This window comes from Aquimarina macrocephali (assembly GCF_051627225.1).
Classification (GTDB): Bacteria; Bacteroidota; Bacteroidia; order Flavobacteriales; family Flavobacteriaceae; genus Aquimarina; species Aquimarina macrocephali.
Genome location: NZ_CP151795.1, coordinates 5,922,772 through 5,939,510, shown reverse-complemented (window position 1 = coordinate 5,939,510; position 16,739 = coordinate 5,922,772). Strand labels below are relative to the sequence as shown.

The window sequence follows — 16,739 nt, the reverse complement described above, 5'->3', positions numbered from 1 at the left end:
TCTTGTGGTCAGGTTTACTTTTTTTGTGTTAAGGTACTAAAAAGAAATTGCTGAAAAACTCCTTACTGTTTTTGCATGACAAATATGTGAACAAAAAATGTAAAAAAAAAATGATTTAGGGGTTGAATATTAATTATTTTTTTTGCATAATTTGGCAATACTACTTTTAATTTAACTAAATAACCCCTCATTTTTAAAATATGTTTATCACTTCAGAAACTTTACTAAAGGTGCGATACTCTGAAACAGATCAGATGGGTGTAGTATATCATGGTAACTACGCGCAGTATTTAGAATTGGCACGAATTGATTGGTTATCCCGATTAGGGGTTTCATATAAATCAATGGAAGAAAATGGTATTATGCTTCCCGTGTTTACATTAGACTTTAAATTTAAGAAATCTGCTTTCTTCGACGATGAATTAATTGTTAAAACTTCGCTAAGGAAAATTCCTACAGCAAAAATCACTTTCGATTTTGAGATTTTTAATAAAGATAATGAATTGCTAACAACGGCATCTACAACTTTAGTCTTTGTTGATAGTAAAACAAGAAAACCTATTCCATGTCCCTCTTACTTGCTTGAAAAAATAAAAAACTATTAATCCTGTGTTTTTCTAATTTCTATATCATACAACGGGGAAAAAACGTCTTTTATTTTATCAGCAAACTTTTTTCTTACAGAAATATGAATTTTACAATTCAATTCATGATCTTGTTTAGTGATGTTTAGATTATGTTCTTTAATAATTCTCATTACTTTATTCATGTCTTTGTACTCGAAAATAATTACAAAATCAATATTAATTGTTTTTTCAACTATTTCTGAAGTCTCAAGCGCTAATTGAGCTGCAGTTCTATAAGCGTTGATTAATCCACCAACTCCCAATTTTACACCTCCAAAATAACGCACAACAACAATTAATATATTAGTAACATCAAAAGATAGAATCTGGCCATAAATGGGTTGTCCGGCAGAATTAGAAGGTTCACCATCATCGTTGATACGATATCTAGAGGGTTCTGTTCCTATTTTCCAGGCATAACACCAATGTCGGGCAGAGTGATGCTTCTTTTTAAGGTCAGTAATAATATGTTTGGCTTCCTCTTCTGTAGTAATAGGAAATGTGTATCCAAAAAACTTGCTATTTCGATCTTTAAAAAGAGCTTCCTCTCCGGGGATATTAATTGTTTTATATGTGTCTTTTATTTCCAATGGGTGTATGCTATATAGAAAAGGCAACCAAAATAATGCTAATAATCGCCAGAATGATGCCTATCCAGTTTTTAAGGATTAATTTCTCTTTAAAAAAAAGAATTCCTGCAAGAGTTGAAACCAAAAGGATGGCTACGTTATTAATGGTGAATACTGTAGAGCTATCCATGCTATCATGGCGCAATGCCTGAATCAGGAAATAGATCGAAAAATAATTAGGAACTCCTAATATAATCCCTGCAATAATATTTTTAAGCGCAATTTTTAATGTTCCGGTTATTGCTTTAAATGCTAATGTAATAATTCCGACAATTGCGGCAAATCCAAAAATAGTAGCAGAAAAAACAGGAATATCATTTTTGGCCACATAATGTGTTTCTAAAAATTTAATGCTAGTATCAATAACCCCACTTCCTATAAAAACCAGTAACGGAAAGATTAGATTCTTTTTTGTTAAAGGGATTCCTCCGGTGGTTTTAACAGAAGTAAGGTAAACTGCTATAAGTGCAATTAGGATACCTATGACTTTTACTATACCTGTACTCTCTTGGTATACTATAATTCCAAATATGATGGGGATCACTAAGCTCATTTTGGTCGCTACTGCAGCTACAGATAGACCATTTCTTTGAGTAGTAATTGCCATTAGGTTAAATACAGATATGAATATTACACCCAAAATCATTGCTCCATAAAACCACTCTTTTCCAGATACAGAAGGTAAGTCTATTGGTTCTGAGTATGCTATGATTCCCGAAATAGAAGCTACAACATAGTTTACAACAATTGCCTGTAGTGTATCTACCTGGTATTTAGAAAACAACTTAAAGATGATAAAAATCAGAGTAGACGCTAGGACACTTAAAACTAAATAGATCAAAATAAATCAGATTTTATGGTAAATAAATCTGTAACATCTTCGGTTACAGGATTGTTGTTCCAGGTATGCATTCCCAGTGCGGCGGCAGTGTCTGTATTGTCCTTTGTGTCATCAATAAAAAGGGTTTCACTTGGGTTTAATTGATGTTGTTCTAGAACAAATTCAAAAATATAAGGTTCTGGCTTTCGTAAATTGATTTCATGAGAGAGGTAAAAAGCATCAAAGCATGATTTGAAAGCGGGGAAAAAGCTAATATGTTTTTTGATCCAATTAATGTGTAATTCATTATTATTACTAAGTAAGATCAACTTATAGCGTTGTTCTGAAGCTAGTTTTTGAATAAATTCTAGGCGATGTTTAGGAAAATCTTGCAAAAGAGCATTCCAGGCATCAGTAAGTTGCTTCTCTGAAGCTTCAGGGATAAACTTCTGAAAGTTTTCTATAAGCTCTTTTGTAGTAATCTTGCCTGCTTCATATAAAATATTAAGCTCTCGTATTTCTGTAGTGAGCTTTTCATTTCTTAGATTGTATAATTCTCTTTCTGTTGCGGGCTTGTCTAAATTGATAAAGACGTCTCCAAAATCAAAAATTATAGTTTTAATCATTTTGATATATCTTTAGTGTGTCTGTCATGATTTTTTGTTCAGAAATTAGATTTCCTTTATGTATGGGGGCTTTTATTCCGGTTCCAAAAGTAGTATTTCCTTCAAAAACCCTCGCCTCATCCCAGAGATTTTTATCAATAAAGGATTGTAGTGTATAAGATCCTCCTTCTATGATCACTGATTGGATGTTGTGTTTATAGAGAATGCTGCATATCTCTTTGGTAAGATTCTCTTGTGAATCGACAATTTCATAAATAATAGTATTGCTATTGTCTTTTTTAAATTTTTCTGAAGTAATCACTATGGTCTTTATTGATTGATCCAGTACGGCAGAATCTTTAGGGATTTTCCCTGATCTGTTAATGACAACTCTAGTAGGGTGATGTTGATCAGCCCAATCTCTGATAGTAAGTTTAGGGTTGTCTTTAATAACAGTTTGGCTTCCTACTAAAATAGCTTGTTCTTCTGCTCGCCATTTGTGTACAATTTGCCTGGAATATGTATTTGTAATCCAGACAGGCTCTCTTTTGTTGGTAGAAACCGGTGCAATATAACCATCTGTAGTTTCTGCCCATTTTAGGATAATATATGGCCTTTTTTTATTGTGAAAAGTAAAAAACCTTTTGTTTAATGCTAAGCATTCATTTTCTAGAACTCCAACAGTTACATCACAACCAGCATTCATTAACCTTTGAATTCCAGCGCCCGATACTTTTGCAAAAGTATCTATTGTACCAATAACGACCTTTCTTATTCCTTTTTCAATAATAAGATCACTGCAAGGAGGTGTTTTTCCAAAATGGCTACAGGGTTCTAGGCTAACATAGATTGTAGCATCTTTTAAGAGGGAATGGTTTTTTACAGAAGCAATGGCATTTACTTCGGCATGAGGTTTTCCAGATTGATAATGCCATCCTTCACCAATGATACTGTCGTTATGTACAATTACACTACCCACCAAAGGATTTGGGTAGGTCGTTCCTAGTCCGTTTTTGGCCAACTGGATACATCGTTTTATATATTTTTTGTGTATTGTCACTTTTATTTTAGTCTTACCTTTTGTTGTTTGTCAATTGTGTATGGATAAGAGAAATTTCCAAAATGATATCGAATTACTCCTTTATAGTGTATATCAAGTGAATCACTTTGGATTACTTTTAGTACGCTGCCAAGTATACTGTTTTTATTTTTTTTATAGACTTTAGAAAGTGAAAAAGTTCCTTCTAGCGGAATGGCGAATTCATTTTTTGAAGGAACATCGAACTCTTGCGAAGAGAGCGCTCCGACATCAATGTTATCAACAAAAATGTGTATGCTGTCTATCGAAAGTTTTCCTTTTATGTTATTTGGATTATTGAAAACAGCATCTGCTTTGAGCGTTATATTGCGCATACTGACATTTTTAACCTCAATATTGTTGACGTATTTAAATTTAGGTTTTTTAGAAATAGAACAGCTGGTGATACCTATAAGCAATGTTGATAATAATAGAAACTTATTCATTGATTCCTTGTTAGATTTAACGTATATTTCAATACCTTTTTAGAAGCTGATTTTTTATTCAAACGAAGATCAGAAGAATCTTCTGGTTCACGTTTTTGTGATACAACAAAAATAGTATTTTAAATATAATGAGTGATATAAAAATACGAGCAATACAGCTAAAAGATAATAAAGTAATTGCCTCGGTAATACGAGAAGTTTTAATAGAAATGGGGGTGCCTAAGGTTGGTACTGCTTATGAAGATAAATCCTTAGATAGTATGTATGAAACATACGACTATTCAAGAATGCAGTATTATGTGGTCGAAGAAGAGGGTGAAATTATTGGTGGCGCTGGTATTGCTCCATTAGAAGGAGAGGTTGCTGGTGATATTTGCGAGTTGCAAAAAATGTATTTCTTACCACAAGCAAGGGGCAAAGGAGTTGGGTATAAGATGATAAATAGATGTCTTGATTTTGCAAAAGAACAAGGATATGCCAAATGTTATTTGGAAACCATGCCTTATATGGAGTCTGCCAGAAAATTATATAAAAAAGTAGGCTTCATTCCTTTGGAAGAGCCGATTGGGGATACCGGGCATTATAGTTGTCAGGCATGGATGATAAAAGATTTATAATCTAAAATAAACTTCAAATTGAAGATAAAAGACCTTAGGGCTAATTTTACAAATTCGTTATCCAGAATCTATGATTCTGAAGAAATACTATCTTTTTTTTATATACTTTCTGAAGAGATTTTAGGGCTTAAAAGAGTAGATGTTGCTATGCATCTGGATAAAATACTTACCATAGATGAAAAAGCGAATTTTGATAAAGCCAGAAGACGACTCGAAAAACAAGAACCTATTCAATATATAATTGGAGAAACTTATTTTTACGGAATACCATTTGTGGTCAATGAAAATGTGCTAATTCCAAGACCAGAAACAGAAGAGTTGGTGGGTTGGATTATAGAAGATCAAAAAAAGGATAAACAATCAATAACAATATTGGATATTGGCACAGGAAGTGGTTGTATAGCTATTTCTTTGGCAAAAAAAATACCTGAAGCCAAAGTGTATGCAATGGACATATCAGAACAGGCTATACAGGTTGCAAGAGACAATGCAAAGAAAAATCAAGTGGACATAACATTTATTAAATCAGATATTCTAGAGGTCGAAGAACTATTTCAAGATTTTGATATCATAGTTTCTAATCCGCCTTATGTACGTGAATTAGAGAAGAAAGAAATGAGGCCTAATGTACTGGATAATGAGCCACAACAAGCACTATTTGTTTCTGATAATGAACCTTTACTCTTTTATAAAAAAATTACAGATTTGGCAAAAGAAAAATTAAAAGAAAATGGCGGTTTGTATTTTGAAATTAATCAGTACCTAGGTGTAGAAACCAAAAATATGATCAAGAGTAAAGGATTTAAATCTGTAGAGGTACGTAAAGATTTATACGGTAATGAACGTATGATAAGAGCTTGTTTAAATTAAAAAAAACCTGTTGATATGAATAATCTGAATTCAATTTGTGTATTTTGTGGAAGCAGTGAAGGAAACGATACCAGGGTTATTACCGAGGCACTTTTATTAGGAGAAAAACTAGCCCAGCAAAAAATCACTCTGGTTTATGGTGCTGCAAAAATTGGGATAATGGGCAAGGTTGCTCAAGGAGTGATGCAGCAAAAAGGAAAAGTGATAGGGGTGATTCCAGAATTTTTAAAACGAAAAGAAGTAGTGCATCAAGGATTGTATGAGCTGATTACTACTGCTAATATGCACGAACGAAAGATGAAAATGCAGGAGCTTAGCGATGGCTTTATTACATTACCTGGAGGATTCGGGACATTAGAAGAATTGTTTGAAATTATAACATGGTCTCAGTTAGGCCTGCATCAAAAACCAATTGGACTTTTAAACACTGCAGGGTTTTACAATGATCTGTTAGCTTTGTTAGAAAATATGGTACGAAGAGGGTTTTTAAAAATGGAAAACTATGAGCTGCTTCTTGTTGATGATGATATAGATAGGTTATTAGAAAAAATGAGAACCTTCAAGCCGGTACAAGTGCCAAAATGGTTAAAGCCAGAAAGAACATGATATCATGGTAATTGAACGAGAACGAAACGATTTTAAAAAAGTATTAAAAACAATAAAGAATAAGTCTTAATCATTAAATCTGCCAATATAGGGTAGGTATTCTGTCTGACCATTAAAAAAACAAGACATATAAGTATCAATGAATACAGAACAACACATCAATCAATTAAGGGAAGAACTAAGGCAACATAATTATAACTACTACGTACTGGATGCCGCTGTAATAAGTGATTATGAGTTTGATATGAAACTCAAAACACTACAGGAATTAGAAGAAAAACACCCAGAGTACTATGATCCTAATTCTCCAACACTTAGGGTTGGGGGTGAAGTGACTAAGAATTTTGAAACAATAGTTCATGAGCATCGAATGTATTCTCTGGATAATTCGTATTCAAAAGAAGATTTATTGGATTGGGAAAAACGTATTAAAAAGTTGGTCGATGGAGAGGTGAATTATACCTGCGAACTTAAATATGATGGAGCATCGATAAGTCTTACTTATGAAGATGGAGTATTGGCAAAAGCAGTAACTAGAGGAGATGGTATTCAAGGAGATAATGTTACAACAAATGTAAAAACCATTAATTCTGTACCGCTAAAGCTAAAAGGTGGTTTTCCTCCAAAATTTGATATACGAGGTGAAATTATTTTGCCTTACGAAGGTTTTGCAAAAATGAATGAAGAGCGAATAGCAGTAGGAGAAGATCCTTATGCTAATCCTCGAAATACTGCTTCTGGTAGTCTGAAATTGCAGGATAGTGCCGAAACGGCTAAGCGACCGTTAGATTGTTTGCTGTATAGTATTATAGGAAATAGATTAGGAATTGTTACTCAATTCGAAAGTTTAGAAAAGGCCAGAGAATGGGGATTTAAGGTTCCTGCAGAATCCAAATTGGTACATTCGATTGATGAGGTGTTGGATTTTGTAGCATACTGGGATGAGCATCGCCACAATTTGCCGTACGAAACAGATGGTGTGGTGATTAAGGTAAATGATCTTCAGCAACAGGAGGAACTTGGTTTTACAGCCAAAGCCCCAAGATGGGCTATGGCTTATAAGTTTAAAGCCGAACAAGTTTTTACAACTCTTCATGAAATTACATATCAGGTAGGTAGGACAGGTGCAATTACTCCGGTGGCTAACCTAGAACCTGTATTGCTTGCAGGGACTACTGTAAAAAGGGCTTCTTTGCATAATGCAGACCAGATAGCAAAACTGGATATACGTGAGGGGGATACGGTTTTTGTTGAAAAAGGAGGAGAAATTATTCCAAAAATAATAGCAGTTGATTTTCAAAAAAGAGACAACAATTCGCAACCAACAGTATATATAACTCAATGCCCAGAATGTCATACAGATCTTATTCGTAAAGAAGGAGAAGCCCAGCATTATTGTCCTAATTACCAAGGATGTCCACCTCAGATAATTGGTCGAATACAGCATTATATTTCTCGTAAAGCGATGGATATCGATGGACTCGGAGGGGAAACTGTAGCACTGCTGGTTAATGAAGACTTGATTATAAACTATGCAGATCTTTATGAGTTAAAAAAAGAGCAGGTTATTCCTTTAGAGAGGATGGCAGAAAAAAGTGCAGAAAACCTTATTGCCGGAATAGAAAAATCTAAAGAAATCCCCTTTGAGCGTGTTTTGTTTGCATTAGGAATTCGATATGTGGGAGAAACTGTAGCAAAGAAGCTCGCTAAACATTATAAGTTTATTGATGCTATTATTGAAGCTTCAGAAGAAGAACTGGTAAATGTAGATGAGATAGGAATAAAGATAGCTCAAAGTGTAGTAGAATTTTTTGCTTCCGAAGAAAATAGAAATTTAATTAACAGGTTAAAACGATATGGTGTTCAATTAGAAGTTTCTGCAGAAAAACTGGCAAATCAAACAGATACTTTACAGGGGCAGACATTTGTGGTTTCTGGAGTTTTTGAAAAAGTATCACGTAATGAACTTAAGAAAATGATAGAAGATAATGGAGGTAAAATTTCTAGTTCTATCTCTTCTAAAACTTCTTTTATTGTTGCTGGTGCTAATATGGGGCCTAGCAAGTTAGAAAAAGCGAAAGCATTGGAGATTCCTATTATTAGCGAAGACGAATTTCTTAGTAAAATAGCATGAAAATAAGAACTCTTATTAAGGCGTTATTACTCATTACAGGAGGGCTTTGTGTATTGAGTACTGCTATGAACTGGCCTGATTTAGAGTTTTATGTAAAGCCAACCACTGTCCCTTTGTTTTTTATGCTGTACTGGTTTAATACAAAGCGTATAAGTATTCTGTTTTTATTGGTTTTGCTTCTTTGCTTTCTGGGAGATATATTTCTATTGACAGATTTAAAGGATAGTTTTGTGTATGTCTTATTAAGTTATGGTGTTTGTTATTTATTACTATTCTATTTTTTATATAAAAATCATAAACCTATAGATTATGATGGTACTGATATTGCCTATTTGTCAATTTTCTTTGTGGTGTGGTCTCTTATTGTTTATGAAATTTATGACGCAATACATATAGGAATGGGTGATCTTAAATACTATGGATTGGTGTATTTACTGATATTATATTTTCTGTTTATAGGAACGGTTTTTCATTATGTAAATGTTAGATCAACCAAGTCGTTATGGTTTTTGATCGCAATATTAAATTTTGTTATTAGTGATTCTTGCTTTGCGTTAAACAAGTTTTATGTTTCTTCAATCGAATTTGAAATTATTAATTCTATTTATCAATTATTAGCTGTTTTTTTTCTTGTACAGTTTAAGATATCTAGTCCTACTTCTTTAAAATTAAATAAATTGTAAGGAAGGATTTTAAGGCTATTTTGTGTTATCTCAAAATTTAGTATCTTGTGTAAGGGAAAAATTATATAATTGTGTAACAAAGTGTCCTATAGAGAATTGTGTTGATTTTTTGGATGCAAATTAAAATTAATGAATGGAGGAAAACTACTAAAGCTTTTAATTTCTTTTTTAATTATTATACAAGTATTAGGGTTTGTGTTTCAAAATGATTTATTAAACACATACACTAGTTTAGTTCTTGTAGTATTAATAACCACTCTTTATTTTGTAGATTCTAAACGAATAAGAATATTTAAAGTTATTGTTCTTTTAGTTTTTGTTATAAAAGAGTTAGGTGTGTTTTATGCTATTGATAATGTTGTAAAATTTCAGATAGAGGCGCATATAGTAGCTTATATCTTGTTTTTTTTTTTCTTGTATTATAATCATAAGTCATTCGTATATAGTAGCAGAGATGTCTTTACTCTAGTATTGGGTAGTTCTCTGTTTACAGTTATATTTTTTATGGCTTACCTGGAGCTTAAAGACCCTATGGGAGAAATGCAAGTATTAGGGTTTCTCTATTTATTATTAGTTTATGTTTTACTAATTATAGGAGCGATGCATTATATAAACATTCGATCAGAAAAATCGTTATGGTTTTTTTTATCCATGTTGAATTTTGCATTTAGTGACTTTATGTTCTTGATCGATAGATTTTATCTACGGTCTAAAGAACTTAATGTACTTATGTTAATATGCAGTCCGCTTGCTCTTGTTTTTTTAGTACACTATATGATAACTAAATCATTAGTCCTTAAATCTGAAGAGTTTGAAGGTTTTTGATTTTAAATAACGAAGAACTAGCTGTTAAGACAGAAATACATATTACTTAAATTAATACTATATATGAATCTTGTAATCTTTTAAAAACTCCTTGAAAAAAATAAACATTACATATTTATTTACCTATTTTACTTTTTTAATCGTTATATGTGTAGCTATTTTTTTTGATAAATGGGTGTTGATATATGTGAAACCAATTGTTCCTATATCATTAATCTTCTTGTATCAAAGATTTGTAAAAAAAACTAATCTTTTGTTTCCTTTAAGTATGCTTGTAATTGCTGCAACCGATGTTTTTGTGTATTTAGACTTTGTAAAGTATTTTTCCACTATTGCAATTCTAATTGCCTTGTTCTATGCCTTGTTCTATGCCTTGTGCTTACTTTTACTAAAGAATTTCATATCAATACAAGAAATAAAACTAAATAAATTGATGTCACCTCAAGCAATAGTTAGTATACTTTTGATTGGGTATCTTATTTTTTCTATTACGAGGTTAGTTTTGCCAAAAATTATAAATTCTGTAGAATCAGTACTATTGATAATAGTAAGTCTTCTTTTATTTGTTACAGTTTGTTTTTTTATTTATGTTGCTAATCGATATGAGAAATCAATTTATCTTTTTATAGCTTCGTGCTGTACTTTATTTGTAGATGCATTTCTTGCAATAAATGAATTATATTTTTATAGTAGGTTATTTACTACATTGATCAATATTGTAGAAATAGCAGGGATATACTTTTTCACTATTTTTTTTGTGGAAACAAAACTTGTTAAAAAGAAGCGTTTAGAAGACAAATATTTATAGATTTAACAAAAATCATTAAGTTGTGTTAATTGTGAAGTTTTTGTTTTTTCTCGAAGTATACCAGATGATTTTAATTTGTAAAATGGCTACATTTGTGGCTTATTAATTTTTTAATAAATGATTTTAAAAGGTCTTAAAAGGAATGCAATAAAGAAAAGTGTCGAAGCATATCTCGGGGAAAGAGAAGCTAGATCTCAAAACGTTTCTAATTTAAAAACGCTTGCAGTTCTTATTGATGCAACTCAATCTATTAATATCGTTTCATTGTTGAAACTTGCTAATGAATTAGGTGTAAAATCAGAAGAGCTTAAAGTAATAGGCTATAAAGAAGATCAGAAAGAAATTATAGATGATAAGGATGCAGCTTATTATAATGATAAGAGTTTTGGAGTAAATGGTGCAATAAAAAGTAAATCTTTACAAGATTTTGTAGATAAGGATTTTGATGTTTTGATCAATTTTTATGAAAAAAATACTGTAGAGTTAAACTATGTAGCAGCAGCTTCTAAGGCTAAATTTAAAGTTGGTTTTGCAGAGGTAGATAATCGAATTAACGATTTGATTATCGGAGCATCAACAAATGATACCAATCTTTTTATATCAGAGCTTAAAAAATATTTAAAAATTTTACAGATTATATAGTATGAGTGATTTTCTAAGAGGAACAGGTATAGCATTAGCTACTCCTTTTAATAAAGATGGATCGATAGATTATGATGGTGTTACATCATTAGTTAATTTTTGTATAGAAGGAAACGTAGAGTATTTAGTCGTATTAGGGACTACAGCAGAGTCAGCTACGCTCTCAAAAGAAGAAAAGAAAAATTTAACAGCGCATATTGTAGCGATAAATAATAAAAGACTCCCTTTGGTAATCGGAGTAGGAGGAAATAATACATCGGCTGTTGTTGATGAGATTAAAGAAGTCAATTCATCTGATTTTGATGCTGTTCTTTCTGTTGTTCCTATGTATAACAGACCTAGTCAAGAAGGTATTTACAGACATTATGAAGCTATAAACGATATTACGACTTTACCTGTTATATTGTATAATGTTCCATCCAGAACAGCAACTAATATGACAGCAGAAACAACCTTACGCCTTGCTCAATTAGATAAAATAATTGGGATTAAAGAAGCAGTGGGGGATTTTACACAAGTTTTACAGATTATCAAAAACAAACCATCTGATTTCCTTGTGATTTCTGGTGATGATACATTGGCATTGCCAGCTGTGGTAGCAGGTGGAGATGGAGTAATAAGTGTGGTTGGTCAAGGGTTTCCAGCATCGTTTTCAGAAATGATACGATTAGGGTTATCGGGAGAAACAAAAAAAGCATTTGAGAAACTATATGCATTATTACCAGCTATAGATTATGCTTTTGAAGAAGGAAATCCTGCTGGAATAAAAAATATCCTGAAAGTAAAAGGCGTATGTGATGACAATCTTCGCTTACCATTAATACCCGTTTCAGACAATTTAGCAAAAAGAATAGAAGAGTTTGTTGAAGATTAATCGTTTTCAAAAATGAAGTGATGGCTAAAAAAATAAAAGACCCAGGTATAGGTAAGTCCTCTAATAAACATGCTAAACGATTTATCAATTCTGATGGTTCTTTTAATATAAAACACATCAATAGACCAAGTTCTTTATCCGAGAGCTATAATTACTTAATCAGTATTAGCTGGACCAAATTCTTCTTATGGGTAGTATTGGGGTATACTTTGGTTAATGCATTATTTGCTATTATCTATACGTTTTTAGGAATATCAAATATCACAGAACCTACAGGAAGTGTTTTTAAAGATTTTCTTAATGCCTTCTTTTTTTCGGCTCAGACTATTACGACTGTGGGGTATGGAGCAATGGCACCAAAAGGACTAGTTTTTGGTATTATTTCTTCTTTTGAAGCACTTATAGGGTTGTTAAGTTTTTCCTTTATTACAGGATTGTTGTATGGTAGGTTTTCTAGACCAAGAGCAAATATTAGATTTAGTAGCAGTATGGTGTATAGGAAACATAATGGAGTAGATTGTATTATGTTTAGATTAATGAGTAGAAGTGCTAATGTAATGATTCGACCTAAAATAGAAGCTACACTCTCTTTATCTCAGGAAAGTAAGGGTGAAAAATATGTAAATAATTTTTACAATCTAAAACTAGAAAGAAATTCGATTACGTATCTGCCTACAACCTGGACTATTGTACATCCTATAGACGAATCGAGCCCGTTAAAAGAATTTAGTAAAGAACAATTGCAAAAATTAAACGGAGAAATTTTAATACTAGCTAGTTATTATGATGAATCTTTTGCACAAGAAGTTCACCAGGTTCATTCTTATGTATTAAAGAATTTAAAACAAGATCAAAAATTTATTCCGGCATTTTATTATGATGATGATGGCTATACAATTTTGGATCATAATAACCTGGATAAAACCTTACCGCATAGTTCTACTTAATTTTGTAAAATTAGTATAGAGTGTTAAATACGGTTTAATTCTGCAACATACCTCTAATTATATAGTTATTGAAATGAGCTAAAATCAATAAATTGATATAAACAGAAATGTTTATTAGCCAATTCTACCTGCTTAATTATAGAACAATAGAGAATGACAGGTGAATAGATGAATTAAAGTTTTTGTAATACGGCAGAAATATATACTTTTGCCAGATGTTTTTTTAAGATATGAAGAGATTATTGTATTTACTTGTTTGTGTATTATTTTTAGGATCTTGTAGTGAATACCAAAAGGTACTAAGAGGCGAAGATTTAGCCGCTAAATATAAAACGGCAGAGAGCTTGTACAAAGAAGGGAAGTATAAAAAAGCTTTAAAGCTTTTTGAACAGATTGTACCCCAGTATAGAGGTAAGCCGCAAGCAGAAAGAATAATGTTCTATTATGCGGATACATATTATCAATTAGAAGATTTTTATCTTGCAGGATACCAATTTGAAAGATTTACTAAATCTTACCCAAAGAGTCAAAAAAGAGAAGAAGCATTTTATAAAGGAGCTAAAAGCTATTATGATTTATCTCCAAGATATAGTTTGGATCAGGAAGATACAGATAAAGCACTCGAAAAACTTCAGGCATATATTAATGCGTATCCCGAAAGTGAAAATTTAAAAGAAGCAAATAAGTTAGTTGCAGAACTTAGAGATAAGAAAGAAAGAAAAGCATATGAAGTTGCTAAACGATATCATCACAGAGAGAATTATAAAGTAGCTATTTCGGCTTTTGATAACTACCTTATAGATCACCCAGGATCTCCTTATAGAGAAAAAGTATTATATTACAAATTAGAGTCAGAGTATCTTTTAGCAATTGGTAGTTATGAAAGTTTAGTAAGAGAACGTTTAGAAGCTGCTCAAGGGTATTATAATAGTTATAAAAAATATTATAAGACAGAAGGAGAGTATTTAGAAAAAGCAGAAGAATTAGGAGAAGATATAAAGACAAGATTAGAACAATATAAATAGAAAATAAAGTAGAAGATGGATTTGAAAAAAAGTAATGCGCCAGTAAACACAACTACTATTGATAAAAATCGTATCGATCAGCCAACAGATAATATCTATGAGGCAATTTCGATAATATCAAAAAGAGCAACTCAAATCAATACCGATATCAAGAAAGAACTTCTTGAAAAATTAGATGAGTTTGCTACTTATAATGATAGTTTAGAAGAGATTTTTGAGAATAAAGAGCAAATTGAAGTTTCTAAATTCTATGAAAGATTACCTAAACCACATGCTTTGGCAGTACAAGAATGGTTAGAAGGTAAGATTTATCACAGAAATACAAAAGTAGACACAGAGTCTCTATAAATTTATGTCTATAATAAGCGGTAAAAAGATTTTAATTGGTGTCACCGCTGGTATTGCTGCATATAAGACAGCAAGCTTAGTGCGCTTATTTATTAAATCAGGAGCAGAGGTAAAAGTGATAATGACCCCTGCTGCTAAGGATTTTGTAACTCCGCTTACGTTATCTACACTATCTAAAAATCCCGTTCATTCCTCTTTTTTTGATGATGAAGATGAGAATGCAGTTTGGAATAACCATGTGGATTTAGGGCTATGGGCAGATTTTATGATCATAGCACCAGCTACTGCTAATACCTTATCCAAAATGGCAACAGGAAATAGTGATAATTTGCTGTTAGCAACCTATTTATCTGCAAAATGCCCTGTTTATTTCGCTCCAGCGATGGATTTGGATATGTATAATCATCCTTCTACTCATCAAACGTTTAAAACATTACAAGAGTTTGGTAATATCATGATCCCTGCAGAGTCAGGAGAATTGGCAAGCGGTTTGATTGGTCAGGGACGTATGGCAGAGCCTTCTACTATTATTGAATTTGTAGAAAAAGATATTTTAGATAAACTTCCGTTAAAAGGTAAACAGGTCCTGATCACTGCGGGCCCTACATATGAAGCAATTGATCCGGTAAGGTTTATAGGTAATCACTCTAGTGGTAGAATGGGTATCGAACTTGCCAAAACAGCAGCTAATTTAGGAGCACAAGTAACTCTTGTTTTAGGACCGTCTGCTCTTAAAATTGATCATACTCTTATTCATGTGGTTAATGTAATTAGTGCTAAAGATATGTATGAAGCTGTGGTTTCTGTATACAGTGATTGTGATATTGCAATTGCATCTGCAGCAGTTGCAGATTATAGGCCTAAAAACATATCAGATCAAAAAATAAAAAAGGCAGATACAGAATTTTCTATTAAATTAGAGCGAACAAATGATATCCTTAAATGGATGGGAGCAGAGAAGAAAAATCAATTTCTTGTAGGATTCGCTTTAGAAACAGAAAATGAAGAAGAGAATGCTAAGAATAAATTGAAAAATAAGAACTTAGATTTAATTGTTCTTAACTCTCTTAATGATAAAGGAGCTGGTTTTAAGGGACAAACGAATAAAGTAACATTGATTAATCATAAATTGGAGATTAAAGCGTTTGACTTAAAAACAAAGTCAGAAGTCGCACAAGATATATTTAATGAAATTAATACATTGAACAATGAATAGGTTGTTGCTTGTTATCGTATTTATAGTTAGCTTAGGGGTTAACGCTCAGGAGTTTAATGCTACTGTAGCTGTTAATGCAGAACAAACGGGTAATCCCAATTTACAAGTCTTTAAAACCTTAGAGCGTTCATTAACCGAATTTATTAATAACTCAAAATGGACTTCTGTAGATTATCGAACAGAAGAAAGGATTAATTGTAGTTTTTTTATCACTATAAGTAGTTACGATAACGATGTTTTTTCTGCTACTGTGCAAGTGCAGGCATCTCGTCCGGTATATGGATCTAGTTATAATACTACAATCTTTAATATAAATGATAAGCAGTTTAATTTTAATTACTTAGAATTTCAACCTTTAAATTATAATCCAAATAACTTTGAGTCGAATTTAATCTCTGTGGTTGCATTTTATTTATATACTATTTTAGGTGTAGATGCAGATACTTTTGAACTAAATAGTGGAACCAGCTATTATCAGGAAGCTAAAAATATTGTTGGTAATGCACAAGGTAGTAACACACTTGGATGGGCTAGGGAACAAAACCCTAATAGATTTAGACTTAATGATGATCTTCTTTCAGGAACGTATGAAGGGTATAGAAAAACAATGTATACCTATCATAGAGAAGGACTAGATGTTATGTATAATAATGTAAAAAAAGGGAAAGAAACGATTACTGAATCTATGAAATCACTTGAAGAAATGCATAATACTAGGCCTAATTCTTATATAATGAGAGTGTTTTTTGATGCCAAAGCTGATGAAATTTCAAGTGTTCTTTCTGGAGGACCTTCAGTTAATATTGCTGAAACCGTTGAGATACTTAATAAAGTAGCACCTACCTATTCAGAAAGCTGGAAAACTATAAAGTTTTAAAAAACACTTTATTTTGAAATGAGTATAATTAAAAATTTAAATACTATTTTTAATTATTGTAAA

General features: G+C 32.0%; 19 protein-coding genes. 14 read left to right on the top strand and 5 right to left on the bottom strand.

Translation table 11 applies throughout. The features are described 5' to 3' along the window. Positions 1–200 precede the first annotated feature (200 nt). Positions 201–605 carry an acyl-CoA thioesterase gene (locus AAFU52_RS26100; RefSeq protein WP_024770516.1) on the top strand — a complete coding sequence of 135 codons (405 nt, stop codon included), beginning with the start codon at positions 201–203 and terminating at the stop codon, positions 603–605. Here the strand turns inward: AAFU52_RS26100 and AAFU52_RS26095 are convergent. The 5 genes from AAFU52_RS26095 to AAFU52_RS26075 are packed head-to-tail and all read right to left on the bottom strand — an operon-like array spanning position 602 to position 4,093. Next, a complete protein-coding gene (locus AAFU52_RS26095) occupies positions 602–1,216 on the bottom strand; it encodes an IMPACT family protein (protein WP_438424509.1) in 615 nt (204 codons plus the stop codon). The two genes, AAFU52_RS26100 and AAFU52_RS26095, sit on opposite strands and share 4 nt — an antisense overlap. Positions 1,217–1,226: 10 nt before the next feature. Further along, positions 1,227–2,096: an EamA family transporter gene (locus AAFU52_RS26090; RefSeq protein ID WP_438424508.1), complete on the bottom strand. Its 870-nt coding sequence runs from the start codon at positions 2,094–2,096 to the stop codon at positions 1,227–1,229. Then, the gene (locus tag AAFU52_RS26085; protein WP_438424506.1) at positions 2,093–2,701 is read right to left on the bottom strand and encodes an HAD family hydrolase; all 609 of its coding nucleotides are present in this window, start codon (positions 2,699–2,701) and stop codon (positions 2,093–2,095) included. Before AAFU52_RS26085 ends, AAFU52_RS26090 begins: the two co-directional genes overlap by 4 nt. Continuing rightward, on the bottom strand, positions 2,694–3,740 hold the full coding sequence (ribD, locus tag AAFU52_RS26080) for a bifunctional diaminohydroxyphosphoribosylaminopyrimidine deaminase/5-amino-6-(5-phosphoribosylamino)uracil reductase RibD (protein WP_438424503.1): 1,047 nt from the start codon (positions 3,738–3,740) through the stop codon (positions 2,694–2,696). The genes AAFU52_RS26085 and ribD overlap by 8 nt, the downstream gene beginning before the upstream one ends. 2 nt (positions 3,741–3,742) lie before the next feature. Beyond that, positions 3,743–4,093 carry a hypothetical protein gene (locus AAFU52_RS26075; RefSeq protein ID WP_438424502.1) on the bottom strand — a complete coding sequence of 117 codons (351 nt, stop codon included), beginning with the start codon at positions 4,091–4,093 and terminating at the stop codon, positions 3,743–3,745. A 239-nt stretch (positions 4,094–4,332) separates the two neighbouring features. Here AAFU52_RS26075 and AAFU52_RS26070 point away from each other — a divergent pair, with 239 nt between their 5' ends. The 13 genes from AAFU52_RS26070 to AAFU52_RS26010 all read left to right on the top strand — a co-directional run bounded on the left by AAFU52_RS26070 (position 4,333) and on the right by AAFU52_RS26010 (position 16,676). Next, positions 4,333–4,821, top strand: a complete 489-nt coding sequence (locus tag AAFU52_RS26070; RefSeq protein WP_438424500.1) for a GNAT family N-acetyltransferase — start codon at positions 4,333–4,335, stop codon at positions 4,819–4,821. Between the two features lie 18 nt (positions 4,822–4,839). Continuing rightward, the gene (prmC, locus tag AAFU52_RS26065) at positions 4,840–5,691 is read left to right on the top strand and encodes a peptide chain release factor N(5)-glutamine methyltransferase (RefSeq protein ID WP_438424498.1); all 852 of its coding nucleotides are present in this window, start codon (positions 4,840–4,842) and stop codon (positions 5,689–5,691) included. Between the two features lie 15 nt (positions 5,692–5,706). Next, positions 5,707–6,297, top strand: coding sequence for a TIGR00730 family Rossman fold protein (locus AAFU52_RS26060; RefSeq protein WP_438424496.1), 591 nt, complete (start codon positions 5,707–5,709; stop codon positions 6,295–6,297). A 139-nt stretch (positions 6,298–6,436) separates the two neighbouring features. Then, the gene (ligA, locus tag AAFU52_RS26055; RefSeq protein WP_438424493.1) at positions 6,437–8,431 is read left to right on the top strand and encodes an NAD-dependent DNA ligase LigA; all 1,995 of its coding nucleotides are present in this window, start codon (positions 6,437–6,439) and stop codon (positions 8,429–8,431) included. Beyond that, positions 8,428–9,114 (top strand): lysoplasmalogenase family protein, encoded by a 687-nt coding sequence (locus AAFU52_RS26050; protein ID WP_438424491.1) that lies wholly within the window; start codon positions 8,428–8,430, stop codon positions 9,112–9,114. Before ligA ends, AAFU52_RS26050 begins: the two co-directional genes overlap by 4 nt. A gap of 129 nt (positions 9,115–9,243) precedes the next feature. Next, positions 9,244–9,939, top strand: a complete 696-nt coding sequence (locus tag AAFU52_RS26045; RefSeq protein ID WP_438424489.1) for a hypothetical protein — start codon at positions 9,244–9,246, stop codon at positions 9,937–9,939. Between the two features lie 925 nt (positions 9,940–10,864). Further along, positions 10,865–11,389, top strand: a complete 525-nt coding sequence (locus AAFU52_RS26040; protein ID WP_438424488.1) for a DUF6913 domain-containing protein — start codon at positions 10,865–10,867, stop codon at positions 11,387–11,389. 1 nt (position 11,390) lies between these two features. Beyond that, positions 11,391–12,263: a 4-hydroxy-tetrahydrodipicolinate synthase gene (dapA, locus tag AAFU52_RS26035; RefSeq protein ID WP_024770501.1), complete on the top strand. Its 873-nt coding sequence runs from the start codon at positions 11,391–11,393 to the stop codon at positions 12,261–12,263. Positions 12,264–12,283: 20 nt separating this feature from the next. Next, a complete protein-coding gene (locus AAFU52_RS26030; RefSeq protein ID WP_438424486.1) occupies positions 12,284–13,210 on the top strand; it encodes an ion channel in 927 nt (308 codons plus the stop codon). A gap of 230 nt (positions 13,211–13,440) precedes the next feature. Further along, a complete protein-coding gene (locus AAFU52_RS26025; RefSeq protein ID WP_438424485.1) occupies positions 13,441–14,235 on the top strand; it encodes an outer membrane protein assembly factor BamD in 795 nt (264 codons plus the stop codon). Between the two features lie 15 nt (positions 14,236–14,250). After that, on the top strand, positions 14,251–14,583 hold the full coding sequence (locus AAFU52_RS26020) for a DNA-directed RNA polymerase subunit omega (protein ID WP_101449737.1): 333 nt from the start codon (positions 14,251–14,253) through the stop codon (positions 14,581–14,583). Between the two features lie 4 nt (positions 14,584–14,587). Next, entirely contained in the window at positions 14,588–15,799 is a 1,212-nt protein-coding gene (gene coaBC, locus AAFU52_RS26015) for a bifunctional phosphopantothenoylcysteine decarboxylase/phosphopantothenate--cysteine ligase CoaBC (RefSeq protein WP_438424481.1), read from the top strand. Further along, positions 15,792–16,676: a DUF4835 family protein gene (locus AAFU52_RS26010; RefSeq protein ID WP_024770496.1), complete on the top strand. Its 885-nt coding sequence runs from the start codon at positions 15,792–15,794 to the stop codon at positions 16,674–16,676. Before coaBC ends, AAFU52_RS26010 begins: the two co-directional genes overlap by 8 nt. Positions 16,677–16,739: the final 63 nt, after the last annotated feature.